At 69.9% G+C, this 23530-nt stretch carries 23 protein-coding genes; 6 read left to right on the plus strand and 17 right to left on the minus strand.

The window, feature by feature from the left end:
• Window positions 1-100 precede the first annotated feature (100 nt).
• Window positions 101-502, minus strand: a complete 402-nt coding sequence (locus ABB55_RS20545) for a hypothetical protein (protein WP_054360473.1) — start codon at window positions 500-502, stop codon at window positions 101-103.
• A gap of 333 nt (window positions 503-835) precedes the next feature.
• Here ABB55_RS20545 and ABB55_RS20550 point away from each other — a divergent pair, with 333 nt between their 5' ends.
• The gene (locus ABB55_RS20550; protein WP_054360474.1) at window positions 836-1459 is read left to right on the plus strand and encodes a LysE family translocator; all 624 of its coding nucleotides are present in this window, start codon (window positions 836-838) and stop codon (window positions 1457-1459) included.
• Between the two features lie 64 nt (window positions 1460-1523).
• Here the strand turns inward: ABB55_RS20550 and ABB55_RS20555 are convergent, their stop codons facing one another.
• Complete coding sequence (locus ABB55_RS20555; protein WP_083463798.1) at window positions 1524-2369, minus strand: L,D-transpeptidase; 846 nt, start codon at window positions 2367-2369, stop codon at window positions 1524-1526.
• A 340-nt stretch (window positions 2370-2709) separates the two neighbouring features.
• Entirely contained in the window at window positions 2710-3522 is an 813-nt protein-coding gene (locus tag ABB55_RS20560; protein WP_054360475.1) for a DUF2927 domain-containing protein, read from the minus strand.
• 176 nt (window positions 3523-3698) lie between these two features.
• Here ABB55_RS20560 and ABB55_RS20565 point away from each other — a divergent pair, with 176 nt between their 5' ends.
• Both ABB55_RS20565 and ABB55_RS20570 read left to right on the plus strand, forming a co-directional pair.
• Window positions 3699-4403, plus strand: a complete 705-nt coding sequence (locus ABB55_RS20565) for a protein phosphatase CheZ (protein ID WP_054360476.1) — start codon at window positions 3699-3701, stop codon at window positions 4401-4403.
• A 115-nt stretch (window positions 4404-4518) separates the two neighbouring features.
• Entirely contained in the window at window positions 4519-5163 is a 645-nt protein-coding gene (locus ABB55_RS20570; RefSeq protein ID WP_054360477.1) for a DNA-3-methyladenine glycosylase I, read from the plus strand.
• Between the two features lie 84 nt (window positions 5164-5247).
• On the opposite strand, the gene hisG is transcribed toward ABB55_RS20570, so the two are convergent.
• From hisG to hisS, 3 genes are read right to left on the minus strand one after another with little or no spacing between them, the layout of a single operon-like run.
• Window positions 5248-6228: an ATP phosphoribosyltransferase gene (gene hisG, locus ABB55_RS20575; RefSeq protein ID WP_054360478.1), complete on the minus strand. Its 981-nt coding sequence runs from the start codon at window positions 6226-6228 to the stop codon at window positions 5248-5250.
• On the minus strand, window positions 6225-7460 hold the full coding sequence (locus tag ABB55_RS20580; RefSeq protein WP_244472086.1) for an ATP phosphoribosyltransferase regulatory subunit: 1236 nt from the start codon (window positions 7458-7460) through the stop codon (window positions 6225-6227). The genes hisG and ABB55_RS20580 overlap by 4 nt, the downstream gene beginning before the upstream one ends.
• Window positions 7461-7469: 9 nt before the next feature.
• Entirely contained in the window at window positions 7470-8957 is a 1488-nt protein-coding gene (gene hisS, locus ABB55_RS20585; RefSeq protein ID WP_054360479.1) for a histidine--tRNA ligase, read from the minus strand.
• A gap of 409 nt (window positions 8958-9366) precedes the next feature.
• Between hisS and ABB55_RS20590 the strand changes: the two genes are divergently transcribed.
• Window positions 9367-10488, plus strand: coding sequence for a glycosyltransferase family 2 protein (locus ABB55_RS20590; protein WP_054360480.1), 1122 nt, complete (start codon window positions 9367-9369; stop codon window positions 10486-10488).
• Between the two features lie 39 nt (window positions 10489-10527).
• On the opposite strand, the gene ABB55_RS20595 is transcribed toward ABB55_RS20590, so the two are convergent.
• From ABB55_RS20595 to ABB55_RS20610, 5 genes are all read right to left on the minus strand, one after another.
• On the minus strand, window positions 10528-10893 hold the full coding sequence (locus tag ABB55_RS20595; protein WP_054360481.1) for a YunG family protein: 366 nt from the start codon (window positions 10891-10893) through the stop codon (window positions 10528-10530).
• 302 nt (window positions 10894-11195) lie between these two features.
• A complete protein-coding gene (gene groL, locus ABB55_RS20600; RefSeq protein WP_054360482.1) occupies window positions 11196-12833 on the minus strand; it encodes a chaperonin GroEL in 1638 nt (545 codons plus the stop codon).
• Between the two features lie 22 nt (window positions 12834-12855).
• Complete coding sequence (locus ABB55_RS30465) at window positions 12856-13014, minus strand: hypothetical protein (protein ID WP_160321280.1); 159 nt, start codon at window positions 13012-13014, stop codon at window positions 12856-12858.
• A 79-nt stretch (window positions 13015-13093) separates the two neighbouring features.
• Window positions 13094-13393 (minus strand): co-chaperone GroES, encoded by a 300-nt coding sequence (gene groES, locus ABB55_RS20605; RefSeq protein WP_054360483.1) that lies wholly within the window; start codon window positions 13391-13393, stop codon window positions 13094-13096.
• 244 nt (window positions 13394-13637) lie between these two features.
• The gene (locus ABB55_RS20610) at window positions 13638-14507 is read right to left on the minus strand and encodes a TIGR01459 family HAD-type hydrolase (RefSeq protein WP_054360484.1); all 870 of its coding nucleotides are present in this window, start codon (window positions 14505-14507) and stop codon (window positions 13638-13640) included.
• 214 nt (window positions 14508-14721) lie between these two features.
• Between ABB55_RS20610 and mutL the strand changes: the two genes are divergently transcribed.
• On the plus strand, window positions 14722-16761 hold the full coding sequence (gene mutL, locus ABB55_RS20615) for a DNA mismatch repair endonuclease MutL (protein WP_054360485.1): 2040 nt from the start codon (window positions 14722-14724) through the stop codon (window positions 16759-16761).
• A gap of 9 nt (window positions 16762-16770) precedes the next feature.
• Here mutL and ABB55_RS20620 read toward each other — a convergent pair whose 3' ends face one another.
• From ABB55_RS20620 to ABB55_RS20635, 4 genes are all read right to left on the minus strand, one after another.
• On the minus strand, window positions 16771-17334 hold the full coding sequence (locus ABB55_RS20620; RefSeq protein WP_244472087.1) for a GNAT family N-acetyltransferase: 564 nt from the start codon (window positions 17332-17334) through the stop codon (window positions 16771-16773).
• Between the two features lie 4 nt (window positions 17335-17338).
• Window positions 17339-17905: a helix-turn-helix domain-containing protein gene (locus ABB55_RS20625; protein ID WP_054360486.1), complete on the minus strand. Its 567-nt coding sequence runs from the start codon at window positions 17903-17905 to the stop codon at window positions 17339-17341.
• 74 nt (window positions 17906-17979) lie between these two features.
• Window positions 17980-18426, minus strand: a complete 447-nt coding sequence (locus ABB55_RS20630; RefSeq protein ID WP_054360487.1) for a hypothetical protein — start codon at window positions 18424-18426, stop codon at window positions 17980-17982.
• 56 nt (window positions 18427-18482) lie between these two features.
• Window positions 18483-18851: an antibiotic biosynthesis monooxygenase family protein gene (locus ABB55_RS20635; protein ID WP_054360488.1), complete on the minus strand. Its 369-nt coding sequence runs from the start codon at window positions 18849-18851 to the stop codon at window positions 18483-18485.
• 84 nt (window positions 18852-18935) lie between these two features.
• Here ABB55_RS20635 and ABB55_RS20640 point away from each other — a divergent pair, with 84 nt between their 5' ends.
• On the plus strand, window positions 18936-19406 hold the full coding sequence (locus tag ABB55_RS20640) for a MarR family winged helix-turn-helix transcriptional regulator (protein ID WP_054360489.1): 471 nt from the start codon (window positions 18936-18938) through the stop codon (window positions 19404-19406).
• A gap of 18 nt (window positions 19407-19424) precedes the next feature.
• On the opposite strand, the gene ABB55_RS20645 is transcribed toward ABB55_RS20640, so the two are convergent.
• Both ABB55_RS20645 and ABB55_RS20650 read right to left on the minus strand, forming a co-directional pair.
• Entirely contained in the window at window positions 19425-20318 is an 894-nt protein-coding gene (locus tag ABB55_RS20645) for an NAD(+)/NADH kinase (RefSeq protein WP_054360490.1), read from the minus strand.
• Between the two features lie 389 nt (window positions 20319-20707).
• Entirely contained in the window at window positions 20708-21751 is a 1044-nt protein-coding gene (locus ABB55_RS20650; protein WP_054360491.1) for an SPFH domain-containing protein, read from the minus strand.
• Window positions 21752-23530: the final 1779 nt, after the last annotated feature.

The following is a 23530-nucleotide window of genomic DNA, read 5'->3' on the forward strand; positions in this document are numbered from 1 at the left end:
GGGACCTGCGGTCAATCGGCGCCCGCGATCCGAGGCCGGGCGGGCCGTCCGGCCGCGACAGGCGGGATCGCGACCGCGTCCCGTGCCCAGTCCGGCAGCCTCAATCCAGCAGCGTGCGGCGCGGCGGCAGGTTGCGGTCGAGGGTGCCGATCTGCAGTTCCGCCGCGCCGCTGGCGCAGGCGATTCGCAGCGCCTGGCTGCCGCTTGCGGGAATGTCGATGCGGCTCGAGGGCTGCACGATCAGCGCCATCTTGGCGATCGGATGGGCCAGCGCCTCGTCGTTGGCGGCGGTCCGGATCAGCGTGACCGCGCAGCCATGCTCGTCGGTGACGAAATAGCCGGCGAAGCGGTCCTGACCGACCACCTCGACGAAGGCTTCGATCGGCCGGATCGGATGCGAGGCGCTCGCGTCCGTCGCGCCGTTGGTGACGATCTCGGCGGCGCCCGCGGCACCGGCCAGCAGGGCGATCGACAGGGTGGCGAGGGCGACGGTGCGGATCATGGCGGTTCTCTCTGGTTCTGGTTGGCCGGCGAAGGGCGGCTCGACTTGACGCCCGTTCTAACCGCACGCGCATGCACGGACCCTGAGAGCCGATTTCATGCACCGTTCATCGGTTGAACGCGGGCCGCGGCGCCCGCGCGGGACCTTGGACGCACCGCGAAACGCCGCGCGGATCGCCTGCCGCAACATTCTGATTCAATGGCCGAACCGGAAACCGTGGCCTGGCCGGCTGCCCCCCGGATCGGCGCTCTCAGTCCCTTGCCCGGGCCGGCGATCGGGCGCACCATCGCGCCCACTGCCCACGGCCGATTGCCCACTGCTCCGGAGCGTCCCATGTCCCTCGATACCTGGCTCGCGTTTGCCGCCGCCTCCGCGGTCCTCCTGGTGATCCCGGGGCCGACCATCCTGCTGGTCGTGTCCTACGCGCTCGGCGCCGGCTGGCGGACCGCGCTGCCGATGGCGGCAGGCGTCGCGCTTGGCGACTTCACCGCGATGACGCTGTCGATGCTCGGGATCGGCGCGCTGCTGGCGGCCTCGGCGACGGTGTTCACGGTGCTGAAGTGGATCGGCGCGGCCTATCTGGTCTGGCTCGGCGTCAAGCTCTGGCGCGCCGGCGGCCGGCTGGAGGCGGAACCACGCCGGGACGCGGCCTCGGCGGCCCGGATGCTGGCCCATGCCTGGCTGGTGACGGCGCTCAATCCGAAGAGCATCACCTTCTTCGTCGCCTTCCTGCCGCAGTTTCTCGACCCGGCCGGGGATTTCCTGACCCAAATGCTGATCTTCGAGGCGACCTTCCTGACGCTCGCCTTCGCCAACGCCTTCACCTACGCGCTGGTCGCCGCCCGGGCGCGCGGCCTGGTCCGGCGGGAGGGCACCATCCGGGCGATCAACCGGGTCGGCGGCACGCTGCTGATCGGCGCCGGGGTGGCCGCCGCGACCCTGCGCAGCGGCCATTGAGCCTCGGGCGATCGCCTCCGAGAGTGGGCCGGGTCCCGGCAGATTGGGGACCCCGGGCGGGGCGTCACATCACGATGACGCGGGTGCCGACCTTGACCCGTTCGTAGAGGTCGGTCACGTCCTCGTTGCGCATCCGGATGCAGCCCGAGGAGACCGCCTGGCCGATCGTCCAGGGCTCGTTGGAGCCGTGGATGCGGTACATCGACGAGCCGAGATACATGGCGCGCGCGCCGAGCGGATTGCCGGGGCCGCCCTCCATGAAGCGCGGCAGCTTCGGCTGACGCTTCAGCATCTCCGCCGGCGGGCGCCAGGACGGCCATTCGGCCTTGCGGGTGACGCGGTGCTCGCCGGCCCATTCGAAGCCCGGCCGGCCGACGCCGACGCCGTAGCGGCGCGCGGTGCCGCCCTCCTGGACCAGGAAGAGATGGCGCGCATTGGTGTCGATCACGATCGTGCCGGGCGCGTGCGGCCCGCGATAGGGCACCACGGTCGGCAGGAATTCGTCGCGCACCTCGCGCACGGCCCGGCGGGCGGCCGGCGCCGGCACCTGCTGGTCGACATGGCTCTCCGGGGTCGGTGCCAGGCCGAAGGCGGCGAAGAAGCCGGACCGCGGCGCGGGTGCCGCAACGGCCGCCGGCTCCGGTTCAGGGGTGGCCACCGGCGCCACGATGGCGATCGGGGCGGGCATGGCCGCAGCCGGGGCGGGCAGCGCGGCATCGGTCATGTCGCGATAGCGCGGCCTGAGCTGCAGCATCCAGGGCTCGGTCAGGTTCGGCGACAGCACCACCGGCGGGCGCGGCGCGAAGCGGGACTCCTGGGCGGTCGCGGGGGTGGCCCCGGAAAGGGCGAGACCCGCGCCGAGCGTGGCAAGGCCGGTCAGGGCGAGGAGGACGGCACGGTCGTGCGGCATGGGCGACACTCTGCAATGCCCGGAGCGAGGGGTTCCGGGCGACGCTGCGGTTACAAAACGGGAGTCGCGCCACCGCCGGCCTCGGGAACGATACCGGCGGTCGCAGCCGGCATGGGGCCGGCTTTGGTCCCGGAGTCTCGGCCCGAGTTGCCACCGAATGGTGAATGCCGGCATGGTGAACGGACCCGGCCCGTCGGAAACCTCCCCTTATGGTTAACCGTCGGTTGCACCTGCGGACGGTTAAGCCTTTACCAAACCACGGCTGCGCAGCAGATCCGCCCGGGCTCCGGCTGGCCGTGTCGGGACGGGAGGGGGCGCGGGATCAGCGGGCGGTGCGGGATCAGCGGGCGGTGCGCGGCAGGGTCGGGTCGTCCGGCCAGCCTTCCGAGATCAGGGGCGCCAGCCGCGCGCGGCCATCCTGGATCACGGCGCCGAGCACGCGGCGGGCTTCGCGGCGGGTCATGCCCGGACGCACCCGCTCGTCGTAGAGCATGTTCAGGATGAACCAGTCGAACACCGTGAAGGTGTCGACCGCATTGTCGTCGTTGTAGATCGAATCGGCGAGCGACGCATGGTCGTTGACGGGCCCGAGGCTCTGGGTCAGTTCCTCGACCAGGCAATGGCGGAACTTGTCGTCGCCCTCGTCGGCGATGACGAAGACCAGTGCCTGCGACAGGACATGCGGCTTCGGACCGCCGGTCACTGCCGAGCAGTCCTGCCGGACCAGGAAGGCCGCCTCGCGTCGATCGGTGACGGTGCGGCGGATGAGAGCCTGGTAGTCGGCCCGGTCGACCAGGAACAGGAGCAGGCCGGGACCGCGGCTGCCCGACGGCGCCGGTTCGAGACGCAGGTTGCGGACGGTCCGGTTGAGGCCGGCAATGAAGGTCTCGGCCGCCACCACCCGGTCGGTCCTGGACAGATTGACGATCCGGTAGGCGACCGGCCCGGCCCATTTCTTGACCTGCCGCGCTTCGTCGCCGGACCCGCGTCCGGCGGATTCGACGCCGAACACCGTCTTGTCGAAACCGTCGATCAGCTCGGCATCCGAATAGCTGCGCGGCTTCGGCTGGTGGACCGCCGCAGAGGCGGTGACGGCACCCGCCGCGATGCTGCCTACCAGCAGTAGTCCTGCAAGCCTTAGACAGAGAAGCAAGGCATTCGTCTCCCTCCCGGACCCGCCCGGCCGGTTCTGGGCCGTCATCGCTACGACGGCCCCGGCGGCAGGTGCAAGCGATTCGAGGAAAATCCGACTGCCGTGCGGGAACCGTTTCTTAAGCGTGATCGATCTATGGTCTTTCGACTGGGATGGAAAGCGCGGGGCGTTGATCAATGGCGGCCAGGAAGGTGTTTCGGATCGAAACGATCGGTCGCGGAGACGTCGCAGCGTCCGATTCCGGCCCTGACCGCCAGTACCGCGACATCATGGCGGAACTGCAGGCGATCCGACGGATCATGCAGCCGACGCAGGAGCTCAGCGAAAAGGCCATCGAGGCCATGCGCAAGGAGCACACGGAGGCGATGAAGCTCAAGGTCGAGCTCGACTCGATCTACGAGGCGATCCACAAGACCAAGCGCGAGATCGCCACCCTGCACGTCTCCGGCTGCAACGGCCGTGAACTGTCCCGCGTCACCGACGAACTCGACGCCGTCGTGTTCGGCACGGAGGGGGCGACCGAGCAGATCCTGGCCGCCGCCGAGCGCATCGACAACCAGTCCGCCGTGCTGGCCTCCAGCCTGAAGGGCGAGAGCCAGGCCGTCGCGACCGACATTCAAGATCAGGTCGTCCAGATCTTCGAGGCGTGCAATTTCCAGGACCTGACCGGCCAGCGCATCACCAAGGTGGTCAACACGCTGCGCTTCGTCGAGGAGCGGATCATCCGCATGATGGAGATCTGGGGCGGCATCGACAGCTTCAAGGACATCGAGGTCGAACTCGAACACCGCATGGGCGACCAGGCGCTGCTCAACGGCCCGGCGCTCGAGACCGACAACGGCATCGCCTCGCAGGACGATATCGATGCCCTGTTCGCCTGACCGGTCCGGCATCGGCCGAACGGGACGCGCCCGGCCGGCCGATGCACCGCACTCCTGACATCGCTCGACATTCCGCCCGTGATAGTCTCGCCGCCGCGAATCCGGGGAGACGGGCATGATCGCCGAGGAATTGCCGAAGGGTCTGTTGCGCGGCGAGGACGGCCGCTGTCGCTGCTGGTGGCATGGCGGCGAGCCCTTCTATCAGGCCTATCACGACCGGGAATGGGGCCGTCCCGTCGCCGACGACCGTCGCCTGTTCGAGAAGATCGTCCTCGAGGGCTTCCAGTCCGGCCTCTCCTGGCTGACCATCCTGCGCAAGCGCGAGAATTTTCGCGCCGCCTTCGCCCATTTCGACGCTGCGACCGTGGCGGCCTTCGGGCCGGCCGATGTCGAGCGCCTGCTCGCCGATGCCGGCATCGTGCGCCATCGCGGCAAGATCGAATCGACCATCAACAATGCCCGCCGGGCGCTGGCCGTGACCGAGGCATTCGGCTCGCTCGCCGCCTATGTCTGGCGCTTCGAGCCCGACGCTTCGGCCCGCCCGTCGCGCTTCGACCACGCGACGCTGACCGCCAATCCGACCAGTGCCGCCTCGAAGGCGCTGTCCAAGGACCTGAAGGCACGCGGCTGGAGCTTCGTCGGGCCGACCACCGTCTATGCCTTCATGCAGGCGATGGGGATGGTCAACGACCATCTGGAAGGCTGCTTCGTGCGCGACGAATGCGAAGCCGACCGCGCGGTCTTCGTGCGGCCGGGCTGACCGGTCCCGTCGAACGGTCCCGCCGACCGACCCTTCGTGCGGTCGCGCCGGCGATCCCGGCCCGGCCGGATCCGTCCCGATGGCTCAGGCCGTGGCGCGCTCGATGCGGGCGACCAGGCCGTCGGCGAGCGGGTTGGCGGCGGCGAAGACGTAATCGAGCCGGGCGGCGGTGACGACCGAGGCGCCCTGTTCGCGCAAGGCCGCGGCGAGCCCCGGCACCCGAGCGGTCGGCAGATGCAGGACGAGCGGGCCCGGCTGGTCGGCACCGAACGGGGCGGTGGCGCCGAGGGCCGCGGCGATCGCGGCGGCGGCGGCCGGATCCGGCACCGCGGCGCGGACCTCGCTCAGGCCGCGCGCGGCGGCTTCCGCCGCGATCCGGTCGAGGATCGCGCGGGCCTGGGCGCGGGCGCGGACGGTCCAGGGCGCCGTCAGCGAGGCGACCAGATGGGCCTGGCTCTTGAGGATGACGCCGTCGCCGACGACCTTCAGGTTGTTGGCGGTCAGGGTCGAGCCGGTCGAGGTGATGTCGACGATCGCCTCGGCATTGCCGGCCGCCGGCGCGCCCTCGGTCGCCCCGAGGCTCTCGACGATGCGGTAGGCGGCGATGCCCTGCTGGGCGAAGAAGCGGCGCGTCAGGTTGATGTATTTGGTGGCGACGCGCAGGTGATGGCCGTGGCGGAGCCGGAATTCCGAGGCGATGTCGGCCAGATCCGCCATCGTCGCCACGTCGATCCAGGCCATCGGCACCGCGACCACCACGTCGGCATGGCCGAAGCCGAGTTCGGTGACCAGATGCACCTTGTCGGCCCAGGCCGGGATGGTCTCCTGGACGAGATCGAGGCCGGTGACGCCGAAATGGATGTTGCCGGCGCCGAGTTCCTTGGTGATCTCGGAGGCCGACAGGAAGGCGACCTCGACGCCCTCGATGCCGCCGAGCCGGCCGCGATAGTTGCGCGCGCCGCCCGGCTGCAGGATCGACAGGCCCGAGCGCTTGAAGAATTCGGCGGCATTCTCCTGCAGCCGTCCCTTGGACGGCACCCCGATGACGAGATCGCCCTCGCTCACGCCAGACCCCCGTCCAGTTCCACGCCGGCCAGCCGGTCGAGCCACATCGAGAAGCCGACCGCCGGCACCGAGACCCGGGCGCCGAGCCGCTCGATCAGTCCGTCGTAGCGTCCGCCGCCGACCACCGGCTTTCCGTCCCGGCGGGCGGGGTCGCGGATCTCGAACACGAAGCCGGTGTAATAGTCGAGGTTGCGGCCGAAATCGGCGCGGAAGGCCAGCGACGCCAGATCGATGCCGAGCGCCTTCATGGCCTTGGAGCGGGCCCGGAAGGTGGCGACCGCCTCGGCGATGTCGATATGCATCTCGCGCTGGAAGCGGTCGAGCTCGCGTGCCGCCTTGACCGGATCGCCCGAAATGGTCAGGAAGCGGCCGATCGTGTCGGCCTTTTCGCGGGTCAGTCCGCCCTCGGCCTTGAGGGCGGCCTGCTGCAGGAAGCGGTCGGCGATCTCGTGGGCGGTCCGCCCGCCGACCGCCGTGATGCCGGCAATGGCCAGCAGATCCTCGACCACCGCGCGGGCGGCCTCCGGATTGGCGCCGGCCAGCGCGCCGAGAAAGCCCGCATGGGCGACGATGTCGCCGCCGTCGCGCGCGACCAGCTGCTCCAGGCCGGCTTCGAGCTTGGCGCGGTCGCCGAACAGCGAGCGCAGGCGCCGGCGGACGGGCAGGGGCAGTTCCAGCGCTTCGAGCAGCGCCGTGAACAGGCCCTCGTCGCCGATCTGGATCTCGGGATCGAGCACGTCGAACAACTCGGTCGCCTCGATCGCCATCCGGAAGATCTCGGCATCGGCGCGCGGCCGGTCGGTCTCGCCGAAGCGTTCGATGCCGGCCTGCTGAAACTCGCCGCTCTCGCCGGGGCGCTGGCGGAAAACGGAGCCCATATACGCCATGGTGGCGACCCGGCCGGGCACGCCGCGGCTCAAATATTCCCGACAGACGGGAATCGTGAAGTCCGGCCGCAGGCAGAGTTCCTCGCCGTCCGCGCCGGTGGTCACGAACAGGCGGCGGCGGATGTCCTCGCCGGCGGTATCGAGGAATACGTCGGCGGGCTGCAGGATCGGCGGCGAGACGATCTCGGCCTCGGCGGCGACGAACAGGTCGATCAGTTCGGAGATCGGGTCCTCGTCCGGAAGGGCGTCCGGATCGGGCCACTCGTCCATCGGCGCACCGACCATCTCCTCGAACATGCGGGTGATCTCGCCGGGGGCGGGGGGCTTCTTCGGCGTCCTGGCCATGGGGCCTCCTCAGCCTTTCGCGCCCTGCAGCAATGCGAGAATGGCCGGCACCAGCGCCTCGGGCGCCTCCGACACCTCGAACTGCGCCGGACGGCTTTCGCGCCATTCCTTGTTGTCGGTGATCGTGCCGGACAGGCGCTTGCCCTCGATCAGATCCTTGACCTGCACGACGCCGCGGTCGCGTTCGTCCGATCCCTGGATGACCACGCAGGGCGCGCGGCGGCGGTCGGCATATTTCATCTGCGCCTTCATGCCGGAGCCGCCGAGATAGAGTTCGGCGCGGATGCCGGCGGCGCGCAGGCGCGCCACGATCGCCTGGTAGCGGGCGGTCTCGCTGCGGTCCATGACCAGCACGACGACCGGTCCGGGCGCGGTCTGGCCGCCGATCAGGCCGCGGCTCTTGAGCGCGGCGGTCAGCCGCGAGACGCCGATCGAAAAGCCGGTTGCCGGCACCGGCTCGCCGATGAAGCGCGACACCAGCCCGTCATAGCGTCCACCGCCGGCGACCGAGCCGAAGCGCACGGTGTGGCCGTCGTCGTTGACGATCTCGAAGGTCAGCTCGGCCTCGTAGACCGGGCCGGTATAGTATTCGAGCCCGCGCACCACCGAGGGGTCGATGCGCACGCGGCCGTCGTCATAGCCGGCGGCGGCGACCAGCCGGCCGATCTCGGCCAGTTCCTCGACGCCTTCCGAGCCGCGCGCGCTGGAGCCGACGACACGGCGCAGCGTGGCGAGCGTCTCTTCGGTCGTCGCCCCGCCGGCGCCGACGAAGGCCAGGACGGTGTCGATCGCCTCCGGCGTCAGCCGGGCGCCGGGCGTGAAGTCGCCGGATTCGTCCTTGCGGCCGTCGCCGAGCAGGTGGCGCACGCCTTCGGCGCCGAGCCGGTCGAGCTTGTCGATGGCCCTGAGCGCGATCAGCCGGCGATGCGCCGCGTCGTCGCCGGAGAGCCCGATCACCTCGAGCACGCCGTCGAGAACCTTGCGGTTGTTGACCTTGACGACATAGTCGCCGCGGGCAATGCCGAGATTTTCCAGCGTGTCGGCGGCCATCATGCAGATCTCGGCGTCGGCGGCGACCGAGGGCGCGCCGACCGTGTCGGCGTCGAACTGCATGAACTGGCGGAAGCGGCCGGGGCCGGGCTTCTCGTTGCGGAACACCCAGCCGGCGCGATAGCTGCGATAGGGCTTCGGCAGCTTCTCGTAATTCTCCGCGACGTAGCGGGCGAGCGGCGCGGTCAGGTCGTAGCGCAGGCTCAGCCACTGCTCGTCGTCGTCCTGGACCGAGAAGACGCCCTCGTTCGGGCGGTCCTGGTCGGGCAGGAACTTGCCGAGCGCGTCGGTATATTCGACCAGCGGCGTCTCGACCGGCTCGAAGCCGTAGAGTTCGTAGGTCTCGCGGATCTTCGCCAACATCGCGTCGACGGCGCGGATCTCGTCGGGCATCCGGTCGACGAAACCGCGCGGGAGCCGCGCCTTGAGCCTGTCGCCGCCTGTCATGGTTCTGCCTCGAATGCCGATCATCAACGCCGAAAGCCCGCCTTGCGGGGCGGGCACCGCGTTCCTAGACCATGGCGCGCGACGGGGCAAGCGCGGCCGGGCCGCGCGACTTCCCTCACGGTCCGGCTGGAATTAACGGAAGCTTCAGGCTGCCGCTTGACGCGGCGATCGGATCGGTCTCAATGCGCTGTCTCGCCCGCCCTCCCGGGTTCGTGATCGACGCTCACCGGCGGAAAGCGTCCCGCGCTAACCCGAGAGCAACCGATCCCGTGCAGAATGCCGATCGTCAAGGGCTTGCGAGCGTAGCAGGATCGATGGTGGCGCCGGCCGGCAAGGAGCGGGTGCCGCTCCAAGGCCCGGGCGGCGCATCTGGTGCGGCCTGGTGACCGGTCGCGAAGGGTGGACGGGAATGGAGCCGCGCATTTCGATCGTGCCTGCCGCCTCGCTGGCACCGGAACTTTCGGTCGTGGTTCCGACCTATAACGAGAGCCAGAACGTCCCCGTCCTGGTCGAGCTTCTGTCCAAGGCGCTCGAAGGCGTCGCCTGGGAAATCATCGTCGTCGACGACGACAGCCCGGACGGCACGGCGGGCGTGGTCAAGGCGATGGCCGCGAAGGACACGCGGGTGCGCTGCATCCGCCGCGTCGGCCGGCGCGGTCTGGCGGGTGCCTGCATCGAGGGCATGCTGTCCTCCTCCGCCCCGATCGTGGCGGTGATGGATGCCGACCTGCAGCATGACGAGGCGCTGCTGCCGCAGATGCTGCAGGCGATCCGGGATGGCGCCGATCTGGCGGTCGGCAGCCGCTATGTCGGCGGCGGTTCCTCGGGTGACGGCCTGTCCTCGATCCGCAAATGGGGCAGCGAGACCGCCACGCGGCTTGCCAAGCAGGCCCTCGGCGTCGAGCTTTCCGATCCGATGAGCGGCTTCTTCATGATCCGGCGCGAGAAGGTCGAGGGCGTCGCCGGCGAACTGTCGCGCGAAGGCTTCAAGATCCTGCTCGACATCGTCTCGGCGATCGAAGAGCCGATGAAGATCGTCGAGCTGCCGTTCACCTTCCGCAGCCGCCATGCCGGCGATTCCAAGCTCGACAGCCTGGTCACGGCCGAGTATCTGGGCCTGCTCTTCTCCAAGATTTCCGGCGGCGTGCTGCCGGTACGCTTCCTGATGTTCGCAGCGGTCGGCGCCAGCGGCGTCATCGCGCATATCATGGCGCTCTATTTCGCGCTCGACATTCTCGGCTACGGCTTCGAGTGGAGCCAGTTCTTCGCCGTCATGACGGCGATGACCTGGAACTACATCCTCAACAACCAGCTGACCTATCGCGACCGGCGGCTGACCGGCATCCGCTTCTTCTCCGGCCTGTTGACCTTCTATCTGGTCTGCAGCATCGGCACGGTCGCCAATGTCGGCGTCGCCAGCTGGATCCACGGCTTCCACCCGGTCCCCTGGATCGCCGGCCTGACCGGCGCCGTGATGGGGGCGGTGTTCAACTATGCGGCCAGTTCGGTCCTGACCTGGCGCAGCGCCTGAGCCGGTCGAGCGCCGTCCGGACCGATCGGGCGGACGCGGTCACGAGCTACCCTGCTTCCGGCGCCGCCACGCGGCGTCGAAGCGGGCCGTCAGGGCGGCGAATTGTGCCGGCGTGCCGTCGGCGGCGGCCTCGTCGCGAAGCGCGGGCCGGTCTTCGGGATCCGGCGGCTCGTCGAACTGCGACTCCGTGAAGTCGATCCGGCGCCCCGCGATCTCGTTGTAATAGTGGAAGCTGGACCCGATCCGGGTCTTCAGGATGCGGCCGCCGAAACGGTCCTGGACCAGGGCCGCGGTCACGCCGCACTGGCCGGCCGCCGGATTGTGCGGGCTCCACTGCGACGAACTCTCCGCCGACCAGGCCTCGGTCAGGCAGGTCAACACACGCATTTCGTCTTCGAAAGTCATGCCGGGCTCCTCCCGCCGCCATGATGGCAGAGCGGGACGGCGCGCGGAAGTCTGGCATGCAGAGTGCCAGCGGGCGACCGGACCCGGCGCCGACTGGGGTCGAGTGAACGCTTGCCGGCCGGTCCGCGAACCTGTTCGCGGCCGGCTGGCCGTCGGGGATCGGGTCGCCGGGACGGGCCCTGCTCTCCGGGACGGGCCGGGGCGCCGGGTCGGGCCCGGACCTCCGGCGCCGACCCGCAAACGAAAACGGGGAGCGGTTGCCCGCTCCCCGTCTCGATTCAGTCAGCGTGCTGACTTGCTGATCAGAAGTCCATGCCGCCCATGCCGCCGCCACCGCCGGCCGGCATCGCGGGCTTGTCCTTGGGGAGCTCCGCGACCATGGCTTCGGTGGTGATCAGCAGGCCGGCGACCGAGGCCGCGTCCTGCAGGGCGGTGCGCACGACCTTGGCCGGGTCGATGATGCCCGCCTCGACCATGTCGACATAGGTCTCGGACTGGGCGTCGAAGCCGGCCGTGGCGCTCTTGGACTCGAGCAGCTTGCCGACCACGATCGAGCCTTCCACGCCGGCATTCTCGGCGATCTGGCGGATCGGGGCTTCGAGGGCCTTCATCACGATGTTGATGCCGGCCTGCACGTCGGCCACGTCCGACTTGACCTTGGCGACGGCCGCCTTGGCGCGCAGCAGGGCGACGCCGCCGCCCGGGACGATGCCTTCCTCGACCGCGGCGCGGGTGGCGTTCAGAGCGTCATCGACGCGATCCTTGCGCTCCTTGACCTCGACCTCGGTCGCGCCGCCGACGCGGATCACCGCGACGCCGCCGGCGAGCTTGGCCAGACGCTCCTGCAGCTTCTCGCGGTCGTAGTCCGAGGTGGTCTCCTCGATCTGCGCCTTGATCTGCGAGACGCGAGCCTCGATTTCCTTCTTCTTGCCGGCGCCGTCGACGATCGTGGTGTTTTCCTTGGCGATCGTCACCTTCTTGGCGCGGCCGAGGAACTCGACGCCGACGTTCTCGAGCTTGATGCCGAGATCCTCGGAGATCACCTGGCCGGAGGTCAGGATGGCGATGTCCTCGAGCATCGCCTTGCGGCGATCGCCGAAGCCCGGCGCCTTGACGGCCGCGACCTTGAGGCCGCCGCGCAGCTTGTTGACCACCAGGGTCGCAAGCGCCTCGCCTTCGATGTCCTCGGCGATGATCAGGAGCGGCTTGCCCGACTGCACGACCGCTTCGAGGATCGGCAGCATGGCCTGCAGGGAGGACAGCTTCTTCTCATGGATGAGAATGAAGGGGTCTTCCAGCTCGGCGATCATCTTGTCGGCGTTGGTGATGAAGTAGGGCGACAGGTAGCCGCGGTCGAACTGCATGCCTTCGACGACGTCGAGCTCGGTCTCGAGGCTCTTGGCCTCCTCGACCGTGATCACGCCCTCGTTGCCGACCTTCTGCATCGCCTCGGCGATCATCTCGCCGATGGCCTTCTCGCCATTGGCCGAGATGGTGCCGACCTGGGCGACTTCGGCCGAGGTCTTGATCTTCTTGGCGCGCTTCTGCAGGTCCTTGATGGCCTCGGCGACGGCGAGATCGACGCCGCGCTTCAGGTCCATCGGGTTCATGCCGGCGGCCACGGCCTTGGCGCCTTCCTTGACGATCGACTGGGCCAGCACGGTCGCGGTGGTGGTGCCGTCACCGGCGAGGTCGTTGGTCTTCGAGGCCACTTCGCGCACCATCTGGGCGCCCATGTTCTCGAACTTGTCCTCGAGCTCGATCTCCTTGGCGACGGTGACGCCGTCCTTGGTGATGCGCGGGGCGCCGAACGACTTCTCGATGACCACGTTGCGGCCCTTCGGGCCGAGCGTCACCTTGACGGCATTGGCGAGGATGTCGACGCCGCGCAGCATCCGGTCACGCGCGTCGCCACCGAACTTCACGTCCTTGGCAGCCATGGGATTTCTCCTGGAATGAGTTTCAATCGGTGTCGCCGCCCTGGTCGCGATCCGAGCGCAGGCGCTCTGCGATCCGCCGGGCGATGCGGAAGAGGATCCAGGCCACCGACATGATCGTGACCGTGGCAAGGGCGATCTGCCATTCCTCGGTCAGAAGCGGACGGCCTGGGGATCCGGGCATGGTCTTGTTCCCTGGGCGCGACGACGCGCCCGAAGCTCAAGCGCCGATCAGAGACGGCCGGACAAGTCCGGCCGGCCGATCAGGCGATCACGCCCATGATGTCGCTTTCCTTCATGATCAGGAGGTCCTGGCCGTCGAGGCGGACCTCGGTGCCCGACCACTTGCCGAAGAGGACCTTGTCGCCGACCTTCACGTCCAGGGCGACGATCTTGCCGCTCTCGTCGCGCGCGCCGGGGCCGACGGCGACCACCTCGCCCTCCTGGGGCTTTTCCTTGGCGGTATCCGGGATGATGATCCCGCCCGCGGTCTTCTGCTCGGCTTCGATCCGCTTGACGACGATGCGGTCGTGCAGCGGGCGGAACTTGGTCTTGGTGGCCATTGGCTTTGAACCCTTGGGATTACTGAAATCGAGGGGGCTCGCGCGGCAACCGCGGTGCCCGGCCGGATTGGCACTCACCAAAAGGGAGTGCTAGCAGCCGAGGCGGAGATAGGCCCGGACGGCCGCGAAGTCAAGATTTCCCGCCGCCGGGAGGCGAAGCAGAGTGAAAATTTCGATCCCGACGCCGCGCCGGGCGCCGCAGCGCGCCCAGCCGGCCGGTCCTTAGATCGAAGGGCCGCCGGCCCTACCAGACCAGCCGCGGCATGACGGCGGCGGCGCCGAGCCCCTCGGAGCGCAGGCGGGCGGCGACCAGCGCCAGGTCGGGGGCCTCCGGATCGCCGAAATCGGCGGCGTGGATGCCGCCGGTGACGAAGAGGACGTCGAAGCCCTGCGCGTCGGCGCCGCGGATGTCGGTCGGCAGGCCGTCGCCGATCGCCAGGATGTCGCGATTGCCGAGCGGGCCGCTGCACAGCGCCTCGATGCGGGCGCGGGCCGCGTCGTAGATCGGCCGGAACGGCTTGCCGAGCATGATCACCTCGCCGCCGAACTCCTCGTAGAGCCGGGCGAGCGCCCCGGCGCACCAGACCAGCTTGTCGCCGCGCTCGACCACGATGTCCGGATTGGCGCAGACCATCGGCAGCCCGCGGGCGGCCAGGGCGGCGAGACGGTCGCGATAGTCGTCCGGGCTCTCGATGTCGTCATCGAGGAGGCCGGTGACCGAGACGATCTCGCCGGCCGTGTCGTCGGCCAGCCGGCCGGGCAGGCCGTCATAGAGGGTCAGGTCGCGGTCCGGGCCGATATGGATCACGGCCCGTTCGGGACGGGTGGCGAGCAGGTCGCGCGTCACGTCGCCGGAGGTGACGATGTCGTCATAGGCGTGGCGCGGCACGCCGTAGCCGGCGAGCTGCTGGTGGATCGGCCCCGCCGGCCGCGGCGCATTGGTGATCAGCACCACCTTGCCGCCGGCGGCCCGGTAGGCCGAGAGCGCCTCGTGGGCCGGCTGGAACGCCGTCATCCCGTTGTGCAGCACCCCCCAGACGTCGCTCAGCACGGCGCGATAGCGCGGCGCGAGCACGGACAGGCCGGAGACGAGAGGCGGGTGGACGTCTTTCATGATGGCGGCGCGTTCCGTCGGGAGGGCAGGGCGCCGGATCAGTAGCGGGGGGCGGGGCGCGAGGCAATGGCGCTGTTGAGCCCGGCTTGCCCCGGTGACGCCGCGGCTGCGGGCATCGCCGGCCCTGCGCTGGCGACCGGCGGCCCCCGGGGCATCGGTGCCGGTGACGGCGGCACGCGAATCCGCGATAAGGGGCGCGGAGGTCTTCCCGCCCATGTCGTCCGCGCCGTCCGTCGTCCGCCAGCTTTCCGACGATACGATCAACCGCATCGCCGCCGGCGAGGTGATCGAGCGGCCGGCGAGCGTGGTCAAGGAACTGGTCGAGAATGCCGTCGATGCCGGCGCCGGACGGGTCGAGATCGTCACGGCCGGCGGCGGCAAGACCCTGATCCGGGTGACCGACGACGGCTCGGGCATGAGCCGCGACGATCTCGCGCTGGCGGTCGAGCGGCACTGCACCTCCAAGCTCCGCGCCGACGACCTGCTCGACATCCACACGCTCGGCTTTCGCGGCGAGGCGCTGCCGTCGATCGGCGCGGTGTCGCGGCTCGCCATCGCGACCCGGCACGCGAGCGAGCCGCATGGCTGGGAGATCACGCTCGAAGGCGGGCTGAAGGGCGAGCCGCGCCCGGCCGGCCTCGCCCGCGGCACGCGCGTGGAAGTGCGCGACCTGTTCTTCTCGACGCCGGCGCGGCTCAAATTCCTGAAGACCGAGCGCGCCGAGGCGGCGGCGATCACCGAGGTGGTCAAGCGGCTGGCGCTGGCGCGGCCGGACGTGCGCTTCTCGCTCTCCGGCGCCGACCGCAGCGCGCTCGACCTGCCGGTGGCACGCGGCGCCGATGCCCGGCTCGTCCGCATCGCCCAGGTGGTCGGCGCGGATTTCCCCGACAATGCGGTGCCGATCGATGCCGCACGCGAGGGCGTCGAACTGGTCGGCTATGCCGGCCTGCCGACCTACCATCGCGCCGCCTCGACCTGGCAATTTCTGATGGTCAACGGGCGGCCGGTGCGCGACCGGCAGCTGTTCGGCGCGCTGCGCGGCGCCTATCAGGACCTGATGCGCGCGGACCGCCACCCGGTCGTGGTGCTCGACATCCGGCTCGACCCGCACGAGGTCGACGTCAACGTGCATCCGACCAAGGCCGACGTGCGCTTCCGCGAGCAGGGCCTGGTGCGCGGGCTGGTGGTCGGCGCGATCCGCGAGGCGATGGCGCGGGCCGGTCACCGCGCCTCGACCACCGTCGGCGCCGCCACGCTCGCCGCCTTCCGCACCGGCCTCGGCCCCGGCCTAGGACCCGACGCCGCGCCGCCGGCCGGCCACCATCAGGCCGCGACCACGCCGCGCGGCTTCGGCCGGCCCGAGAGCCCCGGCGCGGCCGCCGGCCGTTCCCCATCCTCCTACGGCCGCGATCCGCTCCGCCCCTCCGGCGGCGTGCCGCGCGAGGCCTGGGACTGGCGCGTCTCGCCGTTCCGGCCTGATCCGATGGACCGGGCGCAGGATCCGGCGGACGGGGATCCGGGCCAGTCGGGCATTGACCCCATCCCGGACGAGCCACAAGGCGACGCGCCGCTTTCCGGCTTCGGCGAGGCGATGCAGGCCGGCTTCGCGCCGGGTTTCGGCGTCTCGGCCGACATCAGGGCCGCCGATCCGGCCCAGGACGCCGAACGCGCCGCCCGCCCGCTCGGCGCCGCCCGCGCGCAACTTCACGAGAACTACATCGTCTCGCAGACCCGCGACGGCTTCATCCTGGTCGATGCCCATGCGGCGCATGAGCGGCTGACCTACGAGCGGCTGAAGCGCCAGCGCGCCGAGGCCGGCATTCCGCGCCAGATGCTCCTGGTGCCGGAGATCGTCGAACTGCCCGAGGAGGATGCCGGCCGGCTCGCCGCCCATGCCGGGGCGCTGGCCGAGGCCGGGCTGGTGCTCGAGCCCTTCGGCCCGGTCGCGATCGCGGTGCGCGAGACGCCGGCCCTCTTCAAGCGCCTCGACATTGCCGGCCTCGTCCGCGACATCGCCGACGATCTCGCCGACCGCGACGCCTCGTCCCGGCTCGACGAGCGGATCAACCACATCCTCTCCACCATGGCCTGCCACGGCTCGGTGCGCACCGGCCGCCGCCTGCGCCCCGAGGAGATGGACGCGCTCCTGCGCGAGATGGAGGCGACGCCCAATTCCGGCCAGTGCAACCACGGCCGCCCGACCTGGGTCGAGCTCAAGCTGACCGACATCGAGCGCCTGTTCGGGCGCAGCTGAAGGCGCGCGTCACGCCGCCGCGCCGATGCGTTTCCAGTAGATCAGCGTGCCGGTCAGGCCGCCATGGGGCTTCAGGGCGTAGTCGGGGATCTCGCCGGCGAAGTGGAAGCCGGCCTTCTCGTAGAGCCAGGCGGCGCCTTCGTCGGTGGCGGTGTCGAGCACCAGAAGCGTGCGGCCGCGCGCCACGGCGACGCGCTCGGCCGCCTCCAAGAGCGCCCGGCCGATGCCGCGGCGGCGATCGGCGACGGCGGTCATCATCTTGGCGATCTCGCCGCGATGCGGCTGGTTGGGCGGGCAGTCGAGCAGCAGCGTCACGGTGCCGGCGAGCCGGTCGCCCAGGAAGGCGCCGAACACGACGCGCCCGCCGCGTGCGGCCGCGGCGAGCGAGCCGGTCCAGAAGGCCTCGGCGTCCGCGCGCGCCAGCGGGTGCATGAAGCTGACCGAGCCGCCATGGGCGACGGTCTCGATCAGAAGATCGGCCAGCGCCGCGATCGTTTCGGGCGTGGCGTCGAGCGGGCGGATCGCGACGGCGGGGGTGGTCTCGTCGAGGGGCATGGGGGCTTCGAGGGCCATGGCTTCAGGTCCGGGCGAGGGCGACGACATAGCGGCAGGGCCGGTCGGTTACGTTGGCGAAGGTGACCTCAGCCGGCGGGCCGAAGCCGAGGCAGTCGCCGGCCTCCAGCGCGTGGCGGGTGCCGCCTTCGGTCAACACCAGCCGGCCCGACAGCACCCACAGCGCCTGACGGATGCGGGCATAGGAGTCCGACGGCAACGTCACGCGCCCGCCGGCCGGCATCTCGACCTCGACGATCTCGACCGGGTGGTCCGGCCGCGAGAAGACCTGCCGGCGCCGGTAGCCGGTCTCCGGATCGCGCCAGACCGGCTGGTCGGCCGCGCGGATCAGCCGCCCGCCGCCATCCTCGGCGCGCAGCAGGAGCCCGGCCAGCGTCAGGTCGAAGGCCCGCGCCAGCCGCACCAGCACCACCGCCGTCGGGCTCGCCTCCTCGCGCTCGATCTTGCTGATCGTCGCCTTGGCGACCCCGGCCCGCTCCGCCAGATCCGCCAGCGACCACCCCCGCGCCTCCCGCTCCAGCCGGATGCGACGGGCGATCAGGGTGCCGGTGTCGTCTATAATAGAAGTCATTTGTATAGAATAGTGGATGGCCTCGGTCTGTCAAGCACGTGTGGTGACGGGCCTGCGACGAGACCGGCGCCGGGTCACGCGGGTCTGGATCGCAGGCGGCCCGACATCGTGAGGCCGTCGCGCATGTTCAGACCAAGAAGGATCAGATTGCCGGCGCCGGCGATGAGTTCGAGCGCCTGGATTGCATAGAAGGTCGCGTCGAATGCCCCGGCCTGAGCTTTCCACGCCAGGAACAGGGCCGATGGCACCAGAATGACGAGGCCGTTGGCGGCGATCCAGGGCATTCGCCGGATTTTGGCAGATACCAGGCTGCCGCGCCGATTTCCGGCGCGCTTGAAGCCGGTCCCCGCGGTCAGGGCGAGGGTCGGGACCAGGAGCAGAAACCCCCACGGGATCGCCGTTTTCACGGCCACGATCATCGACGGCGTGCCGAGGAGTTCGGAGACGACTGTCGACAGCCAGAAGAGCGCGATCGTCAGGACCGCGATGGCGCCTGCGACAGGATGAAGCCGTTTCAGCATGATCGGTTCCTGGGTCGGTGAGGGTGGTGGCAGGGATCGGGGCGCTGCGGGTCTTGTCACGCCACGCAGATGCCCGGCACGGCAACCTTCGCGAAGAGATGCCGAGACGCGATACCGGACGGCGGATGGGCGCCGAACGTGGCCTGGAATTCGGGACTGCCGAACGCGGTCCGGAAATGGGCGTTGGACTCCCGGACCGCGTGGTCGGAATGGGTCGGGCGGTTGCCGATGCCGCGAGGCAACTGGGTCGAGATGAAGCCCGGATGGGCCTTCATGACCGCCGCATCCTCCGCCCAGACTGTCAGGAAGGCCGGCTCGTCCGCTGGGTCGAGCGTGGACAGATCGGCCAGGGCGACCGGCCCGGTTTGGAGCGCAAGCTGCGCCTGGGCGGGATAAGCCGCATCCAGAGGACGGAATGCGAGCATGACAAGCTCCTCTTGGAATGTCACTATTCAGTCAATATGAGTGTATGTATCGAATTGACATTATGATGTCAAAAGGAAGCTGTGATGCCGATATGCGACCCGGAGCGTTCCGAGGCCGGTGCAGCCTTGACGGCGCTCATCCTTGACCTCTTCCGGCTGAGCAATCGGATGCTCGCCGCCGGCGATCGGCTCGTGGCCGGGCTCGGACTGACCAGCGCCCGCTGGCAGGTTCTAGGCTCCATCGTCGCCGCCGAGCGTCCCCAACCGGTCGCCTGGCTGGCCCGCGACATGGGCGCCAACCGTCAGAATGTGCAGAGGATCGTCAACGATCTGGCGGCCGAGGGGCTGGTCGACTTTCAGGCCAATCCCCATCATCGCCGGGCCCAACTGGTCGTGCTCACCGCCCGCGGACGGGACGCGTTCGCAGCGGCCATGCGGCTGCAGGCTCCCTGGATCAACCGCCTCTCCGAGGGTCTTTCGGTGCCAGACATCGGGACGACCCACGCGGTCGTGACCGCGCTGGAACGGAAGCTCGATTCCGATACGAAGGACTGACACCGCACCGCACGACCGTCACCCGACCCCCAGCATCAGCCTCTGCTCCGCCACTGCGACCGTGGCGATGCGGCCCCAGGGGAAGGCGAGGCGGTCGGATTCGATGCCGTCGGCGAAGATGGTGCCCTCCTCGTCCATTTCGGAGGTGATGGTGACGGGCGCGCGGGTGACGGTGCCGGCGACGAGGTCGGCGCCGGTCGACGGGCTCGCCCAGGCCTCGCGGACCAGGAACTGCAGCTTGGCGTCGGTCGGGGCGAGGTCGAGGCGGCGGCCGGTGGCACGGGCGATCGAGGACGCCCAGCCGGTCGCGCCGGTGCCGGTCGCCACGATCAGGCCGGAGGAGGATTGGCGCTCGCTGGCGCCCTCGAAGGCGATGCGGTAGCGCGCCGACTGGTGGGTGCGGTGGCCGAGATAGATCTCGTTGAGCGCGGTCAGGCGCTCGCCGGATTCGAGCCGGACCTCCGCCATGGTGCGCGCCTCCAGGGTCAGCCGGCCGGCGGCAGCCGCCGCGATCGCCTCCTTCGCCGCCTCGACGCGGAAGCGGACCAGTACGCCGGCATTGCGTCCCGGGCGCGGATCGATGCCGACCACGGTCTGCCCGGTCAGATACTTGGCGACATTGGCGACCAGCCCGTCCTGGCCGACCGCGACCACGACATCCTCCGGGCCGAACACGAAACGCTCGACCTCGGCGCGCATCAGCATGGCCTGGCGCCAGTCGGCCGGGATCGCCGCACGCACCCGCCGCAGCACCTCCGTGAAGGCGGCATGTTCGGCCTCGACGGCCTCCAGCGACAGGCCGCGCCTTTCCAGCACGAAGCGGGCGGTGGCCATCGAGGCATGGGTGGCGCGGACGCGATCGAGATCGGTCTCGCGGCGGACGATGACGATCCGGGGCGTGAGCACGGCCATGGCGGCCTCCTGAGGCTGGGCGGTCGGTGGTGATGGGTTGGGCTCGGAGGGGAACCCGGCGAGCCGCCCCAAGGCAGGGATATGTTCCGACGGGTGGAAGAGGACAGGGCCCGGACGGTTCGAAGGATCTCGGTTTGCCGGTTCCCCCGGCCGCTTCCCCTTCGCCCCTGCGGGCGGAGAAGGGGGCCAAGCGCTGATGGATTTGGGGAGCTCGCCACATCCGGATTTCCCGGTCCCGTCTCTTTTTCCTCCTTGGGGGAGAAGGGAACAACTCGCTGATGGATCGATGGAATTCGCCGGCCCGTGATCCCCCGGCCCGGTCCCCTTCGCCCCTGAAAGGGGGAGAAGGGGACCGAAGGGCGAATGGGGTCGCCTGGAAGCTGCGGCATTCAGGTCTTGCCGGCGACCGCCTTGGCGAAGGTCTGGCCGATCAGGCCGACCGCGTCCGGGCCGAGATTGAGCGTGCCGATCTTGGCGGCGGCGAGCCCGGTTTCCAGCGCATGGGCGAGGGTGACGACCGGCGGCAGGCCCTTGGCGATCTCGGCGCGGGCCTGCTCGGTGGCCAGCCGGACGGCATCGGTCCGCTCGAGCGCGCGGGCCTCGGCCTCCGACGAGGTCGCCAGCGCGGCCGCGGCGGCCAGCGACTGGATTTCGCGCACATGCGCCTCGCCCTCCGCTTCGATGCGGGCGGTTTCCTGCGCGATATGCGCGCGGGCCAGTTCGTTGTCCCGTTCCTTGGCGATCAGCCGGCCGCGTTCGTCTTCGAGCCGGATCTTGGCGCGGGTCTCGTTCTCGGCGATGGCCGCCTCCTTCTCGACCGCGGCGGCGCGGCGGGCGAAGGTCGCCTCGTCGGCGCCCTGCTGGAGCTTCTCGATCGTCGGCTGGCGCAGCGCGCGGACCAGTTCGGGCGCCGGCGACAGGTCGGTCAGGCGGATGCCGGCGATCTCGATGCCGATCGCGGCGAGCCGGCCGGTCATCGCGAATTCGCGCTCGACCGCGGCCAGAAGCGCGCCGATGCCCTCTTCGAGCAATTGCGCGACCGTGCGGGCGGCGACGAAGCGCTCGACCGCCGAGGCGACCAGACCGTCGATCAGGCTCTCGACCTGGGCGATCGGCTCGCCGCGATGCTGGCCGGTCTTCGGCTCGACCGTGAAGTCGATGCGCCCGGCCAGGAGAACCGGGTCGACCGCCCGCCAGGTCGCGAGGCCGAGCGCGCTGACGGTCTGGAAGTCGGCCGTGGTGGCCGAGACGTTCAGGACGTGATCGCGATCGTCGGCCGGGATCTCGACCAGCGAGGTCGGTCCCCCGCTCGCGAACCAGGCGGCGATGCCGCGGCCGGAGCGCACCAGCCGTCCCTGCCGGAACACCGCCAGGAAGGACGCGGCTTCGACACGAGCCTGGGTGAGAAAGGGATAGCGGGTGATGATGGCCATGACGGACCTCTTGCCGGTGCCATGCCGACCGGTCTCCGATCGGCTGATGGCGCTACATATAATTTGCAAAGTGCGAAATGCAAATAAATAGATCAAGCCTCACCGGTTCGTGATGGTGCCTCAGCTCCCCAATCCCTGCAGTCGCGAGTTGCGCGGCTGCTCCCAATCTTCCAGCGTATCCCCGGACAAGGCCCGTGAGGGCCGCCGATCCGGGGCCCATGGGGATCGCAGTCGTGTCAAAATCTTGATGAGAACCAAGGCCTTGCGGCAGTTCGCCCGGAGAGTGGGTCCCGGCTCTGCGCTGCGCTCCGGCCGGGAATGCGGCCCTTTCGGGGGTGGTGCGCCCGCTCCCAGAACTTTCCGCTCGCTGGTGCTACTCTTTACGAGAAGTGGGGTTGGCCCCCAATCTCCCAGCGTATCCCCGGACAAGGCCCGTGAGGGCCGCCGATCCGGGGCCTACTCGCATCACAGCCGCGTCAAAATCTTGATGCGGACCAATGCCTTGCGGCACGTCGCCGGGGGAGTGGGTCCCGGCTCTGCGCTGCGCTCCGGCCGGGAATGCGGCCCTTCGGGGGGCGCGCCGCCGCTCCCCGATCTTTCCGCTCGCTGGTCCTCCGCGTCGGGAGGTTCGGGGTTGGTCCCAATCTCCCAGCGTATCCCCGGACAAGGCCCGTGAGGGCCGCCGATCCGGGGCCCATTTCAATCGCAGCCGCGTCAAAATCGTGATGCGAACCAAGGCCTTGCGGCATGTCGCCCGGAGAGTGGGTCCCGGCTCTCCGCTGCGCTCCGACCGGGAACGCGGCCCTTTCGGGGGTGGTGCGGCCGCTCCCCGAACTTTCCGCTCGCTAGTCCTCCGCGTCGCGGGTTGCGGGGTTGGCCCCCAATCTCCCAGCGTATCCCCGGACAAGGCCCGAAGGGCCGCCGATCCGGGGCCTACTCGCATCACAGGCGCGTCAAAATCTTGATGAGAACCAATGCCTTGCGGCGCGTTGCCCGGAGAGTGGGTCCCGGCTCTGCGCTGCGCTCCGGCCGGGAATGCGGCCCGTCGGGGGCGGTGCGCCCGCTCCCCGAACTTTCCGCTCGCTGGTCTTCCGCGTCGCGGGTTGCGGGGTTGGCCCCCGATCTCCCAGCGTATCCCCGGACAAGGCCCATGAGGGCCGCCGATCCGGGGCCTACTCGCATCACAGTTGCGTCAAAATCTTGATGAGAACCAATGCCTTGCGGCACGTCTCCCGGGGGAGTGGGTCCCGGCTCTCCGCTTGCGCTCCGGCCGGGAATGCGGCCCTTCGGGGGCGGTGCGCCCGCTCCCGGGACTTTCCGCTCGCTGGTTCTCCGCGTCGCGAGGTTCGGGGCTGCCCTCGATCTCTCAGTGCATCCCCGGACAAGGCCCGCAGGGCCGCCGATCCGGGGCCCATTGCGATCGCAGCCGCGTCAAAATCTTGATGAGAACCAATGCCTTGCGACGCGTCGCCAGCAGAGTGGGTCCCTGTGTGTGCCGAGTGTGGCATTGTGGGTTGGCGGGCGGGAGATCGTTGGGTCCCTGGTCGTTGTCGACCGTGAGCCGGCTGTGATCCCCGCCCGCCTGCAAATACCCAGCCTGAACAGTTGATCGGGGCCGTTGCCGCGGACCCCGCAGCACAGGGGTAGGCGCCATGAAGATACACCCTGACGTGATCGGAATCGACGTCTCCAAGATGGTCCTCGACGTCTACGAGGGCCGGGGCGGCACGTGGCGGCAGATCGGCAACGACGACAAGGCGATCGAGGCGTTCGTGGACG

Origin of the sequence: Prosthecodimorpha hirschii, assembly GCF_001305515.1 — a bacterium.
Taxonomy (GTDB): domain Bacteria; phylum Pseudomonadota; class Alphaproteobacteria; order Rhizobiales; family Ancalomicrobiaceae; genus Prosthecodimorpha; species Prosthecodimorpha hirschii.